We start from the raw sequence: 14,932 nt of genomic DNA on the forward strand, positions 1-14,932 counted from the left end.
TAAACACATTGAAAATTATCCCAATCGATCAGCTTATACCAGGTATGTTTGTACATAGCGTAACTAAACAAACGGGTAAAATTAAAATCAAAAACCAAGGTTGGGTAAAAACGCAAGCTGGCGTGCAGCAACTTATAAAAGCCGGTATCTTAGAAGTTGAAATTGATCCTGATAAAACCATCGTTGAACTCACTCCTACTGCCACAACAAGCGATATAAAGGTTGAACCGCCTAAACAACGTGATCCTTGGTCTACAACACACAGTGTTGAGCAAGAGATGGACAAAGCATTTAAGCTCTACAGCGAAGCAAAACAACTGCAAAGCAAAGCATTTACCGATATAAAAGCCGGTAACACTATAGATATTACCCCCTTTAAAGAATTAGCTAGCGGCTTTATTGATTCGGTATTTCGTAATCAAGATGCCCTAGCATGCATCACCCGTATGCGTGAAAAAGACGCCTACCTACTAGAACACTCGATCAACGTCTCGATCTTAATCAGTATTTTTGCCAAACACTTAGGTTTTGAACGAGCGCTTATTGAAGAACTTGCCACCGGTGCGCTGTTACATGATATTGGTAAAATTCAGATACCGGATGACATTCTTAATAAGCCGGGTAAGTTAACCGATCAAGAATATAAAGTGATTCAGGATCATGCGCGTTTTAGTAAAGAAATTTTAGAACAAGCGGGCCTTAAAGGCATTGCTGTCGATATTGCAGGCTTTCACCATGAGCGACTAGATGGCACGGGTTACCCGTTTGGCAAGCGAGCTGATGAAATAAGCCAGTACGTGCGTATGGCATCGATTGTTGATGTCTATGACGCACTTACCGCAGAGCGTGTTTATAAGGCCGGCATGGAGCCAATCAAGGCCTTTAAAATACTCAAAGACGGTTGCCCAGATAGCTTTGATGGCGAGTTACTGACTAAATTTATTCAGTGTATTGGCGTTCATCCAGTTGGCACGTTAGTTAAACTATCGAGTCAAAAAGTCGGCCTAGTGACCAAAAGCAACCCTAGCAGCCCTCTTAAACCTCAAGTGAAAACTTTTTACAATGCAAAACACGCTCACTATACGCAAGTTCAAGATATAGATCTGGCGCATAACCGAAATCAAGATTCGTTAGAATCCGCCATTAAGCCAGCGGATTTCAACATTGATTTAATTAGATTTTTCAAAAATTCAATTTTGCCGTAATGATCACCGAAAACGAAATAGGCCTGCGCGAAGTAGCTATATAATCGTCACTCAGGCCAATCTTGCAGCGCTTTTAAGCTAAATTCATAATCATCAAAACTCAGCACCGTTTGCTCTGGAGTGATCTCTAATACTCTTAAGTCCCCAATGCTATCTCCCTCATATAACTCCCGATTATTAAGCTTTACCCAACGTTTATCAGGTGATGATGAGTAAATATGCGCTTGGTATTTAATTTCTGGCATCAATGCCAACAAAGCATCAGGTAGTAACTCAATCGGCTCAGCATAAGATGAATTTTTAGTGCCTTGCGTTACTTGATGAGATTGGGTGCTTTGAGTATCTTCGATAGCGCGAGCAAAGGCGTTTTTAAGCGCCGTTGGCACAGTTTCAAGTTCTTCATCGCTGACAGTTGCCTCCGGCTTTGATTTCTCTCTAGTCGGTTCGCCAATAGGCTTCCCCAATACTTTGTATTTACTCATATCGATATTGCTAGCGCTATTGTTAATCATTGGCTGCATTTGCACTGCATTAGGATTATATTGCTGCTGAGGCGCTGCATATACTTGCTGATAACCATTAGGTGTTTGCACCAGCATTGGCTGACCTTGCGGATAAGCTGGTGCAGTATTTACTGGCACTTGCACCCACTGATATTGCCCTGCTGCTTGTTGGTATTGCTGAGGTTGAACAAATTGCGGCTGAGACATCGGCTGCGTGCTAGCAACTTGCGCTGGGCTAGTCTGTACTGGATTTATTTGCACCGGTATCGATTGCTCAGGCTTCACTGTGGCAGGTACAGGTGTTTTGTCATCAGCAGGCTCCACTGATTGATCCTGAACAGTCGTTACCACTTGTTCAGGGGTATTAAAATGATTTTTTTGTAACCATTTACCAATTGAAAACCCTGCCATCAAGGTCAGTAAAAAAGCAACCAACAAGCCAAGCGAAATCGCAATAAAACGATAACGCTGCAGTTCTTGCTGCTGTTTTAATTGCTCAGCGTTTCTGTCATGTGCTGACGCTTCATCATGTTGTTCTGATTGTTTTAAGGCATCTAATAAATACGACATATATGACCATTAATTAAAGAATAAACGACAAACCAATACCCAGACTGAGCACAGTTAAAAATGCCAACGGATAGAGCCAATTAAACGACGACTGCTGCTCTATGTTAACGGAACTTAATGCACTCGGCGGTAACGCTTCTTGTGCTGAGCGCATTACTATATCACTATCAATCATCGTTAGCTGCTTAGAAAAAGCTCCCATTAAACAGCGTTCACATAATAAGTTTACTAAACGCGGAATACCTGCAGTAACTAAGTGAATCGTTTTTAACGCATCATTTGAGAATAGTCCCCGATCACAACCTGCAACATACAAACGATGTTTAACGTAAGCAAAAGTTTGTCCTTCAGTTAACGGTAGTAAATGATAACGAGCAGTGATCCGCTGCGCTAACTGACGCAACTCATTACGCTTTAATAAAGCCTGTAATTCTGGCTGACCAACCAGTACTATTTGTAGTAATTTTTTATGGTTTGTTTCTATGTTAGTTAATAAACGAAGCTGTTCTAGCACGTCAGGGGCTAAAAGCTGAGCTTCATCAATAATCAAAATAGTGTGGCCACCAGCTTGATGATTAGCTTCAAGATGCTTTTTAATTGCATCAGTTAAGGTTTTTAACGTCGCATTTTGCTCGTCATAAACAATATGAAATTCATCGCAAATACTCGCTAACAGTTCCAATTGTGACAGTGCTGGATTATGGATCAACGCCACTTGTGTGTTTTCAGGTAACTGCTCTTGCAAACTGCGGGTTAAGGTCGTTTTCCCTGTTCCCACCTCACCGGTTAACAATACAAACCCACCAGCTTCACCTAAGCCATAAGTTAAATGCGCCAACGCTTCTTTATGGCGTTCGCTTAAAAATAAGTACTGTGGATTTGGCGCGATTGAAAACGGTTTCTCTGACAAGCCAAAATAGCTTAAATACACCCTAAATTTCCTTACTGATTAAATCACGGCCTATAATGGCAAAAAAACAGCGTAAGTGAAAACCTTGTTAGCGTTTTATTAGCTAAATAACGTAAAATAGTTTGCACAGTTAATATTCAGGGGAAGTTATGCAAGTTTATTTGGTCGGTGGAGCAGTTCGTGATGAGCTATTAGGGCGAATCATCAAAGAACGTGATTATGTGGTGGTCGGTGCAACTCCTGAGCAACTGATCAAACAAGGCTATCAACAAGTTGGTAAAGACTTTCCTGTTTTTTTACACCCAAAAACTAAAGAAGAATACGCACTAGCTCGTACCGAGCGAAAACAAGGCCAAGGTTACACCGGCTTTGTCTGCGAGTTTTCAGCAGATGTTACCTTAGAAGACGACTTACGCCGCCGCGATTTAACCGTTAACGCTATTGCAAAAGCACAAGATGGCAACTTAATTGACCCTTATGGCGGCAAGCAAGATTTAGACAACCGCATTTTGCGCCATGTATCTGACGCATTTAGCGAGGATCCACTACGCATATTACGCGTTGCCCGTTTTGCAGCTCGTTATCATTATCTTGGTTTTACGATTGCCGAAGAAACCCTGCAATTGCTAACACAGATGATCAACCAAGGAGAGTTACAAACACTCACCGCAGAACGCATTTGGCTAGAATGTGAAAAATCATTAACGGATGGCGCATTTGCTGAGTTTTTGAATATTTTAGCGCAGTTAGGCGCGCTTAGTGCAATCAGCCCTGCCTTAGCAGGTAACTGGAGCGATGAGTTATATCAACAACTAAAAAACCGTTACGCTTACGCACAAAGCCAAAATATAACCGATCAGGCATTATTGTTTGTACAAGCCACTGCATCATTGACGCAAGAAGAGATTAAAATTCTCAGTCAAACTATTCGTTTACCAAATGACGTACGCGACTTAGCATTACAACTCAATGCCCACCAAGCAACCTTAACTAGCCAAACAATCACCGCAGAGCAATTACTCAGTTGCTGCAATCAACTCGATTTATGGCGCCGCCCTGAACGGTTCGAGGCAGTTCTTAAAGCCGTTGAGATTAACCAAGCAGCATCACTGGCTAATCAAAAATTATTATTAACAGCAACCAAAGCAGCTAAAGCTATTAACCCGCAGCAATTTATTACGCAAGGCATTAAGGGCGCAGCAATAAAAACCGCGCTAGAACAAGCGCGGTTAGAGGTATTTCAGCAGTATTTTTAAACGGCGATGTTACTTTTCATAGCGCACTAAGCGTAAATAAACGAACGACTCTTTATCGTGCAAACTGTTAAGGCCTCTGTCAAAGGTGTATACCCAAGCTGAATTTTTATCGGCAATACCTGATGTACTAGTCCAATAGTTCTCACTTAAATTGCCCAAAAACACGGTCTCATTAATACTGGGGGTTACACAGCTATGTTCTAAAATACTGGCAAGCTCTTTATTATTAGGTACTTGCCAATCTTTATAAGCACCTGTGCGGTCGTTTACCGCAGCTCTTAATGCTTCTTGCCAATTAACTTTCACAATGCTGTTTAAACAGCTATTGGTTGTTAGGTCATAGCTTTGTCCATAACTACAGGTTTGCCACATAAGTCCGGTGATATTATCACTCACCGTACCATCGGTGTGCATTGTAAAACGCGCTGTAGCCGTTGTTTGTGTTACACCTTCATAACAGGTCTGCACAGCCATTGCTGCAGGGCTTGCTAACAATAAGCCAATTAATAATGATTTCATTGTGTTGCTCCTGCGGTTCTGACTAAGCGCACAAACGCGGTATCACTTTTAGGATATGCCAAATCATTGCCGTCGCTCATATCAAAAATATACGCTTGTGATAAGCTAGTCCCATCTACCGCAGTTTGTGAGGTCCAATAAATTAGTCCATCCGCTAATAAGTTGCTATTAGGCGTATTAGGAAAGTAATTCTCATCAAGCAATATTGATTGTCCATGCTTGCCATAATTAAGTAGCGTTAATAGCTCTGTGTAGCTAGGTACTCGCCAGTTAGTACCGCCACAGTAATCAAGAGCATTTACTTCATTAACATACACTTGTAAGTTACAATTATTATTACTTGGGCAAGTGCTGTTTGGCGTGCCAAGGCTACTCCCCGTTTGCACACCATCTTCACTAGTTAAATACCAAGTATAATGATTTTGTCCTTCACGCAACGCCGTATTTGGCAAAGTGCCTGTATTAGGGCTTTTTACTTCCCAAATCAAACCCGTAACGTTATCGCGAATACAACTAAAATTAGCGGCGCTATCTAATAATTCATCGGCAAACTGGTTAAGTTTTGTAAAATCAAAAGCCTGCTCACCTTTACCCACTTTCTCGATATGCGAGCCAACCCCACTATCGCGGCCAACAGAAGCATCTTGACGCGGAAAATCAGGACTTGTACAAGCTATTTCTTGGGTGTTGTTATAGCATTTGCTCATCCCAGTATCATTGATAAGACCAAGCGGTTTAGAATTAACCACAATATCAACACTATCTTTATCAGTGCGACCTTTGCTATCAGTCACAGTTACTTCAAAAGTATGGGTGTTGACCGCTTCGGTTGCCGGTGCTGTGAAAGAAGTAATACATTGCTGCTGGTTATCAAGCACCGCTGTGCCTGCTGTTTGCTGCCAGTAGCATTTAAAGGTGTCTGTTACTGTTTCTGAATCTGTAGCATCTAAGGTCACTTTTTCCAGCTCAATAACACTTTGATCAATACCAGCATTAGCAATAATGACTTCACTGGTTTTGTTTAAGGTATGAGAATACTGCGAGCTCGACTCGCCCCCCTCATCATCGACAACCGTTAACAGCCAAGTGATCTGCGTGTTGGTATCAAGTAACGGATGAGTGAAACTAATTGTTGCATTGCTATTACTATCTACAGCGAGCGTTGGCCCTGTAATTTGTTGCCAGTTATAGCTATTAATTTGGCCATTTTCATCCGGATCAACTGAGCTGGCGCCACTTAAGGTAATTATATCTTTATAATCTGAAGGCAATGTTTCGGGTGCAGTTTGAGTGACAATGACTTGAGGAAGCTGATTATTTGACTCAATTTCGATCAGCAAGTCATCACTAACTAATTGGCCATCGGTGGTTTGATAACTAACACGCAGTAATAGCTCGCTGTTTGCTTTAATATCAGGGGCAGTAATGGTTTGTAGTGCACCAGTGAGGGGAAAGCCGGCAATAATTGGTCCACTTACTCGCTGCCAGGTAAAGGTACCATCAGCAGGCGACCCTTTGGCCTCAATAGTAAATTCACTTTTTTCAATAATGCGCTGATCATCGCCAGCAAATACGGATGCTGCGACTACGGGATTATCGTTGCCGCCTCCGCCACCACCGCATGCTGTCAATACAGCAAACAACGGTAAAACCATTAAAGGGGATTTCATGCACTGATTCCTCATTTAAAACTGAAATTACGTAGCTTTTATATTAATAGCCACGCCAATCAATAAATTAAGCAACAACAATGCCAGATACAAAAAGAGGATGTTATAAATAGCTATCTTGGTGAATACGGACAAATAACTTTGTGCCTATTTTACTATAATCGACCTTATACTCACGACCATCTAACGCCTGAATAAACAGTAAGCGCTTCTCTTCTCCAAATACGTCAGCACTACCTATGTAAACCATTTCTAAATAGCGCTCTTTAGCTTCACGACGATTTTTTGGCAACTCTTCCTTAAATGGCTCTAAACCATGTTGAGTTACCTTGATTTTTGGGTGTATTTCAGAATTCACGATCACTAAATCGAGTTTTTTATCTTTATGGATTATGGTATTTCTGCCACTTTTAATAAAAGATCTATCTTGACTCATCGCTTCATCCTACTAACTAACGCCTATTTTCAGGCGTCTGTCTCTCTAATTGAGATTCTATAAATACGACTGGGTTATTCCGCCATGCATTTAAGCTATGGCTAAAATCCCAAATACTTCTATCTAATACACTTGCGGGTAACAGTAAATCATATCCTGTTAATTGCCGCAGATGTCGCATCCTATTAGCAAACATGGCTATCAAGCCATTAAAACTGCGACCATTCACAGAAGTGTAATGATTATCTTCAACTAACCATTCTGATGGGCAATTGCCATTTTTGCAATGTTTTTGAATTACTTGCATAAATAAATGCCGTTGTTCGATCAATAATTTACCAGCAATTCTTGGTGCTAATTGTAATAAAAATTCATCAGTGTCATTAAGTTTAATACCTACAGCATTTAACTCAAGCGGTTCAAGTTCTTGTTCTACTTTAGGAATACCACTGCGATTTAGATTTTCTTGCTTCAGACTCCAATAGCCATATTTATGTTGATAAGTAAGTTCTTGTTCTGTAATAACTAAACTGTAATATGGCTCTTGAGTTTTTAAAAAACCAACAAAAATAGCAGCCAAACATAAACTCACTAAAAAAGTTTCGAAAATGCTAATTTCGTCGGGCCGCAGTAAATTAAACAGCATTATAAATATCAGCCCCACCGCACCGACAGTGAGAATTTCGATACCATTGCGCGCACCTTGCGCACGCAATTTTAAAACAGTATTTTTGCGTTTAACCATAACGATAAAAAATAATATAAAAAACGTACATAATTATAGTCCAAATAATCAATTTTCGTATTTTCATACAACGCGGACATTTGCTCGTTAACTTCATAACTCTCTCATATACAAACACAAAACAGGAACAAACAAAAAAATAACTTAACTTTTACGCCTAACCGACAGATTTATGAGATACGCGGCCGCCAATTCACGCTGTAATTTTGTACACTAGAGGCAATTAAATTTCCGGTATTTTTAACAATGTATGCAAAGCAATCTGGCAAAGCGCTATTTCCATTTATTATTACTCTACTTCTGGGGCTATGTGTTTATCTTTATTTACCAAGTAGCCAAGGTGAGCAATCCGACTTCACAGCAAGTGCTACCCAAGTAACCGCTCACACTGTAGCAAGTGAAGAAAATGCAGTCCTCATTGAGGCTATCGGCAGTGCCCGCGCTAATCAAGCAATTTATATAAAAAGCGCACAAAATGATTACGTAACTGACATTTATTTTAAAGACGGTGATTTAGTCAGTAAAGGTCAAAAGCTCGTACAATTGCAATCGCAGCAAGAAGAACTCACCGTTAAAGAACTGGCAATTAACTTACGTGAAGAAAAACGTCAACTTGAACGCTTAACTGAGCTTTCTCGCTCTCAAGCAACCGCAAAGTCATTGCTCGAAGAGCAACTTTCTCGCGTTGATGCAACCGAAGCGCAGTTTGAAAATGCTAAAACTAAATTGGCTGAAATGACTATTTTCGCGCCTTTTTCAGGCATTTTAGGTAAGCGTCAAATCTCCGTAGGTGCTTATGTAAATAACAGCACAATTATTACAAGTTTAGATGACATAAGCATAATTAAAGTCGATTTCAAAGTCCCAGAAAAATACCTTGCGCAATTAAACGTTGGCATGAAAGTAATGACCCAAAATGATGCTTACCCTGAAAAAACCTTTACCGGTAAAGTAACACACGTTAGTGCACGAATTGATTCAATAACCCGCAGTGTTGAAGTCACAGCCAGCTTCGCGAATAAAAGTGGTTTATTACGCCCGGGCATGTTGCTCAATACAGCATTACAACTGAGCTCAAATCAAGCGATGATGGTGCCAGAAAAAGCGGTGATCCCACAACAAGATAAACATTATGTTTTTCAAATTGAAGACGGAATAGCAACCAAAGTAGAGGTTCACGTTGCAGGTCGTCACAATGGCTGGGTTGCCATTGATGAAGGTATTAGTAATGGGCAGCAAATTGTTACTGAAGGAATTATTAAAATTCGCTCAGGCAGCAAAGTTACTGTGAAGGGGTAAACTGTGAAAATTACTGATACCAGTGTCAAACGCCCCGTTTTTGCAATTGTAATTAACCTACTGTTACTAACCTTTGGTTTAGTGGCTTTTTCAATGTTACCGCTGCGCGAATATCCTGATATTGAATCACCCATAGTCAGTGTAAGCACTGAATATACGGGTGCGTCAGCCGAGATCATCGAAACAAAAATAACCCAAGTACTGGAAAACCGTATTTCCGGTATCGAAGGTATTAAAAGCATTAATTCATCAAGTAGAAATGGTCGCTCAAATATTACCATTGAATTTAATATCAGCCGTGATATTGATGCCGCATCAAACGATGTCCGTGAACGTGTAGCGCGCGCACTAGATAGCCTCCCTGAGCAAGTACGCCCGCCAGAAGTATCTAAATCTAACAGTGATGAAAGCCCTATTGCATGGTTTTTACTCAATAGCGACACGATGGATTCATTGCAACTGTCTGATTATGCACAGCGCTTTATTGTCGACCGTTTAGCTGTGGTAGATGGTGTTTCCAATGTGCGTGTTGGTGGTGAACGTAAATATGCCATGAAAATTTGGCTCAATCGCCAAGCAATGGCTGCTCGTGGCATAACCAGTAGTGACATAGAAAACACCCTACGAACTGAAAATGTTGAGCTACCAGCTGGTGAAATTGAATCTATCGACCGTGATTTTACCGTACGAACAGCGCGTAGTTATAAAGAGCAGCGTGACTTTAAAAACTTAGTAATTAAACGTGGTGACGATGGTTACTTAGTTCGTCTTGGTGAAGTTGCTGATGTAAACTTAGAAGCCGCTGACGATGAAAGCTTATTCCGTGGTAATGGCCGCAACATGGTTGGCCTTGGTATTGTTAAACAAGCTAAGGCCAATACACTTACCGTGGTCGATAATGCCCGTGCTGAACTTGAAAAAATCAAACGTAATCTGCCAGAAGGCACCACTATTCAAGACAGCTATGACTCGTCAATATTTATTAAAGAATCGATTAACGAGGTTTACAGTACCTTGGCTATTTCAATGGCTTTGGTGGTATTAATTATCTTCTTATTTTTAGGGAACATTCGCGCTACCTTGATCCCAGCGGTAACAGTCCCTGTTGCGTTGGTTGGTAGCTTTATGTTCTTACTGGCGATGGGTTACTCAATTAACTTATTGACACTACTGGCGCTGGTGCTAGCAATTGGCTTGGTTGTTGATGACGCGATTGTAATGCTAGAAAACATTCACCGGCGTATCGAACTGGGCGAACCGGCTCTACTAGCTGCCTATCGTGGCGCCCGTGAGGTTGGCTTTGCAATTATTGCCACCACCTTAGTGCTGATCTCGGTGTTTGTGCCTTTGGTATTTATGGATGGCCGTATCGGCGCATTATTTACCGAGTTTGCGATGGCCGTCAGCGCTGCGGTATTCTTCTCTAGTATTACCGCATTAACACTCTCGCCAGCGTTGTGTTCATTAGTACTCAAACCATCCTCAAAAGAGAGTAAATTCAGCCAATGGATGGACCGTATCTTTAGTAAGATTGAGCAAAGTTATAAAAACTCTTTACGCTCAAATATGACGCGTTCAGGTGGTTTAACGATCACCTTACTGCTGGCTGGTTTTGTTAGTTATTTATTGTTCCAACAAATTCCTTCAGAACTTACGCCAAAAGAAGACCGTGGTACTTTCTTTATCATGATGAGTGGCCCTGAAGGGGCTAGTTATGAAAATAACGCCGCTAACATGGCAAAAATTGAAGAACGTTTAATGCCTTATTCCGAAGCTGGCGAACTAAGTCGAGTGCTGGTACGCGTACCAGGCTGGGGTGGCAGCGGTGGTGTAGCAATTGTTGGTATGGCTGACTGGGATGAACGTAAACGTTCAACTTGGGAAGTAATGGATGAGATCAGTGCAAAAATGACTGAAGTCACCGATGTGCGCGCGTTTGCTATTATGCGCCGTGGTATTGGTGGCGGTGGCTCATCACGGCCCATTGAGTTTGTCCTGCAAGGTAATGATTATGCACAATTAGCTGATTGGCGAGACCGGATCATTGAACGTGCAGAGAAAAACCCAGGACTGGTGCGTATTGACCATGACTACAAAGAAACCTTTCCGCAATTTTTGATCAGTATTGATAAAAACAAAGCGGCGGATTTAGGGATTTCAGTTTCGGATGTTGGCCGCACCCTTGAAACCATGTTAGGTCAACGCCGTGTTACCACCTTTATTGACCGTGGTGAAGAGTACGATGTGATCTTAAAAGGCACTAAAGCTGACTTTGCTGATCCTACCGATATATCAAATATTTACTTAAAATCTCGCAGTGATGAACTGGTTCCTCTAGATAGCTTAATTAGCTTAAAAGAAGAAGCCACTGCATCAAGGCTAAATCGTTACAACCGAATGCGTGCTATTACTTTGAGCGCTAACCTCGCCGATGGTTACACCCTTGAAGAAGCGCTTAACTTTTTAAATAAAGTGGCAATGGAAGAAAACGAAATTGATGGCGCCATTGATTATAAAGGTGAATCGCAATTATATTATGAAGGTGCCTCAGCGATGACGTATGTTTTCATTCTAGCGCTTACTGTTACCTTCTTAGTTTTAGCCGCTCAGTTTGAAAGCTTTATGCACCCCTTTGTGATCATGCTCACTGTGCCACTGGGTTTGATGGGCGCAATGTTTGGTTTATGGGTTGCAGGACTAACCATAAACATTTACAGCCAAATAGGCATTGTAATGCTGATTGGTCTTAGTGCTAAGAACGGTATATTGATTGTCGAATTTACCAATCAATTGCGCGATAAAGGCGTAGAGTTTAGTGAAGCTATTTTACAAGCAGCAACCCAAAGATTGCGACCAATTATTATGACCTCTTTGACTACGGTAATGAGTGCGGTGCCACTAGTGCTAGCCTCAGGCCCTGGTGCAGAGAGCCGTATGGTAATTGGTGTAGTGGTGTTTACTGGCGTTATTGTCGCAACCATACTTACGCTATTTGTTGTTCCTGCGGCGTACTATGCGCTGGCTCGCAATACTCAGTCTCCTGAGTTTTTACAACAAAAGCTCAACCAACAAGAAGCTGAAAGGCCGCTAAAAGAGCTTTAATCTCATCGTAGCGTTGCAAACCCATAGCAACGCTACTTTTCACTTCCACACACTTCCCTGCTGTAATTAAATGAAATAATAAACCACCTTGCTCGTTCTTCTGATACGCTAGATCATCCGTGTAATTTAATAGCTTTAAGGAACAACTAATGAGTATAACAAATGAAACAGCAACATTTGGTGGTGGCTGCTTTTGGTGTATTGATGCCGCGTTTAGGCGCGTGAAAGGCGTTTTACAAGTAAGCTCTGGCTATACTGGCGGCGAAACAACTGAGCCTACGTATAAACAAATTTGCACTGGCCTCACCGGCCACGCAGAGGTTGTACAGATTAAGTTTGACAGTAACCTGATAAGCTATGAAACCTTACTGGCGATGTTTTTTACCCTGCATGATGCCACTCAGCTAAACCGCCAAGGTAATGATATAGGTACCCAATATCGAAGTGTGATTTATTATCATGATAGCGAGCAGCAAGCGCAAACTAATCAATATATTGCAAAATTACAAAGCCAAATACGCGAAGATATCGTCACTGAAGTTAGCCCTGCAACCACTTACTACCCTGCAGAGCAGTATCACCAAGACTACTACAACGAAAACCCTGAGCAGCGTTATTGCAGCTTATTGATTGAACCTAAACTGAAAAAGTTTGAGAAATTTTTTATAGACTCTTTGATTTAGATTAAATAAGTAAATACCAAAAAGAAAATTTAACTACGAAAAGCCTCCAGCCATAATCATAGTAGGAGGTTTTAAAATTAATTTTATAAAGAGTTCGTTCGACCAAAACTTTCTAATTTAATATTTTCTTCATTAACTAAATTTTCAATTCTTTCTAATTCAGAGGCATCCAGCTCAACCTGACTTTTATTAATATAACTAGAAATAACGTCTTTATCGTATATTAGATCACCTTTTCTTTGTAAATAGTATGATAAAAAGTATTGAAGATAAGCATCATCTGTAACTTTAAGTAAAGAAAGTATCTCTGGAGAAATTGAATAACCTTTTTCAATCCCTTCAAATACCAACTCTTTATAACGAGTGAATTTCCTTGGCGTATATTTCATGAATAACTTTAAAGAATCTTCATTATCGTATTCAGAATGATGTTTAAAGATTAAATAAATCATCTCATCATAGTTAATCGAAGTTTTATTACAAGACTTAATTAGAGCTACTGCATCATTATAATCCATTGAATTTGAGAGATGATAATTTGCCAAAAAATCCTCATCACTCTCATATCCACGTAAAGCTTTGCACTCCATGTTTAATGATATAAAATTGGATATTCTTTTTGTCTCATCAAAAAAAGTAATATCACTATACTCAGTTAACTTTCCTAAACCATAGCTATCCTTAACTTCTACTTCTTGAAAATTACCATTTTCATTTAAAATTTCAGGCTTGATTAGCCCCTTTTCAATGTTTGCGTTAGTAATGTTAGTACTTTTATTAATATTGACCTGTTTAACAGTCAATAAATCACTACCTTTCTCTTTATTAAAAATATAAAATGAAAATATAAAAGAAGCTAGCAATAAAAAAAATATATATTTATTCAAAAATCTTGCCTTGCTTAATTGTTGTTAAGTCGCCATCAGAGACTACTATTTTATATGTAAGGCTCTTCCTATCAGAATAATAAAATCCAGGAAACCATGGGTTCTTATTATCGCTAGGGTTAGAAATCTTCTTACCATCCTTAAAAATTTCTAGTTCATAAAAGAGGTTATCACTATCCGTATGATCATCACTTAGAATAGGCGCAGCTTGCATAATAAGTAAACCATCAGGTAACTCTCTAAGGCCAGTACGAATTTGTACAACTTTTGGCCTTGTATTTTTTTCCACTTGGACCACAGCCGCACCACAGCCATAAACTCCCATATCTTTCCCCCAAGTAGGCTTAAATTTTGTTCCATCATATGAATAGTTTCCTGCACCATCATGCCCAAAACTTGTACTAATGCTAAAGCCAAAATCATAATCAGAATAAACGACTCCCAAAATATTTTTTTCACCTATGGTGTCAAATGTGTAATGATGATTATAATCGTGAGAACTGTTATTTTGAATTACATCAAGATTAATACCTTCAGAAATAAACCACGAATATTTAAAACTTGCAAATTGTTTTAAACCTGCGCTTTTATAATTCTTACTCTCTATCTCAAATGGCACACCTGTAGATACCATATACTTTTTAACTGCAATATCTTTCTCAACGGGATAATCAGACCAAAGAGTAGTATTTATTGAACTTTTCTTAGTATTAACCCATGGGGCCAACCATTTAGATCTTTTATCATGACCACAAATGCCCACTTCCCAATTAAAGCTATTATATGTTAACTCAGGTTTAAATGAGCCAATTAATATCATTGCATTTTGATCCGGCACTTCTCTTTTTTTATCTGCATAAGCATTTGCTCGCTCTAAAAGCCAGCTAAATGCCCACTGCCATGAGTATTTATCATATGACTCTTGAAGTATATAAGTATTATTATTCGCCACCACACTGAATGACAAAGGTAAAAAAACAGATAAAGCAATAAAGTTCTTTATTAACATAACAATCCATAGTAAATAAAACAGGTACTAACTATAACGCAACAAAAAATACATTTCAATTAAATTAAATTAAATTAAATTAAAACCATTATAAAAATATACATATAATTTTTTACGTTCAATAAAATAAGCAATAAA

The 14,932-nt window shown here is 39.8% G+C and carries 13 protein-coding genes; 5 read left to right on the forward strand and 8 right to left on the reverse strand.

Annotation, left to right across the window (positions count from 1 at the left end; translation table 11 throughout):
- The first annotated feature begins 8 nt into the window (after positions 1-8).
- On the forward strand, positions 9-1,205 hold the full coding sequence (locus PSR9079_RS10060) for a cyclic di-GMP phosphodiesterase (protein ID WP_149981358.1): 1,197 nt from the start codon (positions 9-11) through the stop codon (positions 1,203-1,205).
- A gap of 47 nt (positions 1,206-1,252) precedes the next feature.
- Here PSR9079_RS10060 and PSR9079_RS10065 read toward each other — a convergent pair whose 3' ends face one another.
- Both PSR9079_RS10065 and PSR9079_RS10070 read right to left on the reverse strand, forming a co-directional pair.
- Positions 1,253-2,278: a general secretion pathway protein GspB gene (locus PSR9079_RS10065; RefSeq protein WP_149981359.1), complete on the reverse strand. Its 1,026-nt coding sequence runs from the start codon at positions 2,276-2,278 to the stop codon at positions 1,253-1,255.
- Positions 2,279-2,291: 13 nt separating this feature from the next.
- On the reverse strand, positions 2,292-3,209 hold the full coding sequence (locus PSR9079_RS10070) for an ExeA family protein (RefSeq protein WP_149981360.1): 918 nt from the start codon (positions 3,207-3,209) through the stop codon (positions 2,292-2,294).
- A gap of 128 nt (positions 3,210-3,337) precedes the next feature.
- Here PSR9079_RS10070 and PSR9079_RS10075 point away from each other — a divergent pair, with 128 nt between their 5' ends.
- The gene (locus PSR9079_RS10075) at positions 3,338-4,444 is read left to right on the forward strand and encodes a tRNA nucleotidyltransferase/poly(A) polymerase-related protein (RefSeq protein ID WP_149981361.1); all 1,107 of its coding nucleotides are present in this window, start codon (positions 3,338-3,340) and stop codon (positions 4,442-4,444) included.
- A 9-nt stretch (positions 4,445-4,453) separates the two neighbouring features.
- Here PSR9079_RS10075 and PSR9079_RS10080 read toward each other — a convergent pair whose 3' ends face one another.
- From PSR9079_RS10080 to PSR9079_RS10095, 4 genes are all read right to left on the reverse strand, one after another.
- Positions 4,454-4,963, reverse strand: a complete 510-nt coding sequence (locus PSR9079_RS10080) for an Lcl C-terminal domain-containing protein (RefSeq protein ID WP_149981362.1) — start codon at positions 4,961-4,963, stop codon at positions 4,454-4,456.
- Positions 4,960-6,633 carry an Lcl C-terminal domain-containing protein gene (locus tag PSR9079_RS10085; protein WP_149981363.1) on the reverse strand — a complete coding sequence of 558 codons (1,674 nt, stop codon included), beginning with the start codon at positions 6,631-6,633 and terminating at the stop codon, positions 4,960-4,962. The genes PSR9079_RS10080 and PSR9079_RS10085 overlap by 4 nt, the downstream gene beginning before the upstream one ends.
- A 103-nt stretch (positions 6,634-6,736) precedes the next feature.
- Positions 6,737-7,069, reverse strand: coding sequence for a hypothetical protein (locus PSR9079_RS10090; RefSeq protein ID WP_149981364.1), 333 nt, complete (start codon positions 7,067-7,069; stop codon positions 6,737-6,739).
- A 16-nt stretch (positions 7,070-7,085) separates the two neighbouring features.
- Positions 7,086-7,814: a DUF2982 domain-containing protein gene (locus PSR9079_RS10095; RefSeq protein ID WP_149981365.1), complete on the reverse strand. Its 729-nt coding sequence runs from the start codon at positions 7,812-7,814 to the stop codon at positions 7,086-7,088.
- A gap of 246 nt (positions 7,815-8,060) precedes the next feature.
- Between PSR9079_RS10095 and PSR9079_RS10100 the strand changes: the two genes are divergently transcribed.
- The 3 genes from PSR9079_RS10100 to msrA all read left to right on the forward strand — a co-directional run bounded on the left by PSR9079_RS10100 (position 8,061) and on the right by msrA (position 12,898).
- Positions 8,061-9,113, forward strand: a complete 1,053-nt coding sequence (locus PSR9079_RS10100) for an efflux RND transporter periplasmic adaptor subunit (RefSeq protein ID WP_149981366.1) — start codon at positions 8,061-8,063, stop codon at positions 9,111-9,113.
- 3 nt (positions 9,114-9,116) lie between these two features.
- Complete coding sequence (locus PSR9079_RS10105) at positions 9,117-12,215, forward strand: efflux RND transporter permease subunit (protein ID WP_149981367.1); 3,099 nt, start codon at positions 9,117-9,119, stop codon at positions 12,213-12,215.
- 149 nt (positions 12,216-12,364) lie between these two features.
- Complete coding sequence (gene msrA / locus PSR9079_RS10110) at positions 12,365-12,898, forward strand: peptide-methionine (S)-S-oxide reductase MsrA (protein WP_149981368.1); 534 nt, start codon at positions 12,365-12,367, stop codon at positions 12,896-12,898.
- 83 nt (positions 12,899-12,981) lie between these two features.
- Here msrA and PSR9079_RS10115 read toward each other — a convergent pair whose 3' ends face one another.
- Both PSR9079_RS10115 and PSR9079_RS10120 read right to left on the reverse strand, forming a co-directional pair.
- Positions 12,982-13,785 carry a hypothetical protein gene (locus PSR9079_RS10115; RefSeq protein ID WP_149981369.1) on the reverse strand — a complete coding sequence of 268 codons (804 nt, stop codon included), beginning with the start codon at positions 13,783-13,785 and terminating at the stop codon, positions 12,982-12,984.
- Complete coding sequence (locus PSR9079_RS10120; protein ID WP_149981370.1) at positions 13,778-14,794, reverse strand: hypothetical protein; 1,017 nt, start codon at positions 14,792-14,794, stop codon at positions 13,778-13,780. The genes PSR9079_RS10115 and PSR9079_RS10120 overlap by 8 nt, the downstream gene beginning before the upstream one ends.
- Positions 14,795-14,932 lie beyond the last annotated feature (138 nt).

It is taken from the genome of Pseudoalteromonas rhizosphaerae (genome assembly GCF_902498845.1).
GTDB lineage: Bacteria > Pseudomonadota > Gammaproteobacteria > Enterobacterales > Alteromonadaceae > Pseudoalteromonas > Pseudoalteromonas rhizosphaerae.

Coding starts and splice junctions, on each gene's coding strand:
- PSR9079_RS10065 (WP_149981359.1), bottom strand. CDS start 2,278: ATGTCGTATTTATTAGATGCCTTAAAACAATCAGAACAACATGATGAA.
- PSR9079_RS10075 (WP_149981361.1), top strand. CDS start 3,338: ATGCAAGTTTATTTGGTCGGTGGAGCAGTTCGTGATGAGCTATTAGGG.
- PSR9079_RS10080 (WP_149981362.1), bottom strand. CDS start 4,963: ATGAAATCATTATTAATTGGCTTATTGTTAGCAAGCCCTGCAGCAATG.
- PSR9079_RS10085 (WP_149981363.1), bottom strand. CDS start 6,633: ATGAAATCCCCTTTAATGGTTTTACCGTTGTTTGCTGTATTGACAGCA.
- PSR9079_RS10090 (WP_149981364.1), bottom strand. CDS start 7,069: ATGAGTCAAGATAGATCTTTTATTAAAAGTGGCAGAAATACCATAATC.
- PSR9079_RS10095 (WP_149981365.1), bottom strand. CDS start 7,814: ATGGTTAAACGCAAAAATACTGTTTTAAAATTGCGTGCGCAAGGTGCG.
- PSR9079_RS10100 (WP_149981366.1), top strand. CDS start 8,061: ATGTATGCAAAGCAATCTGGCAAAGCGCTATTTCCATTTATTATTACT.
- msrA (WP_149981368.1), top strand. CDS start 12,365: ATGAGTATAACAAATGAAACAGCAACATTTGGTGGTGGCTGCTTTTGG.
- PSR9079_RS10120 (WP_149981370.1), bottom strand. CDS start 14,794: ATGTTAATAAAGAACTTTATTGCTTTATCTGTTTTTTTACCTTTGTCA.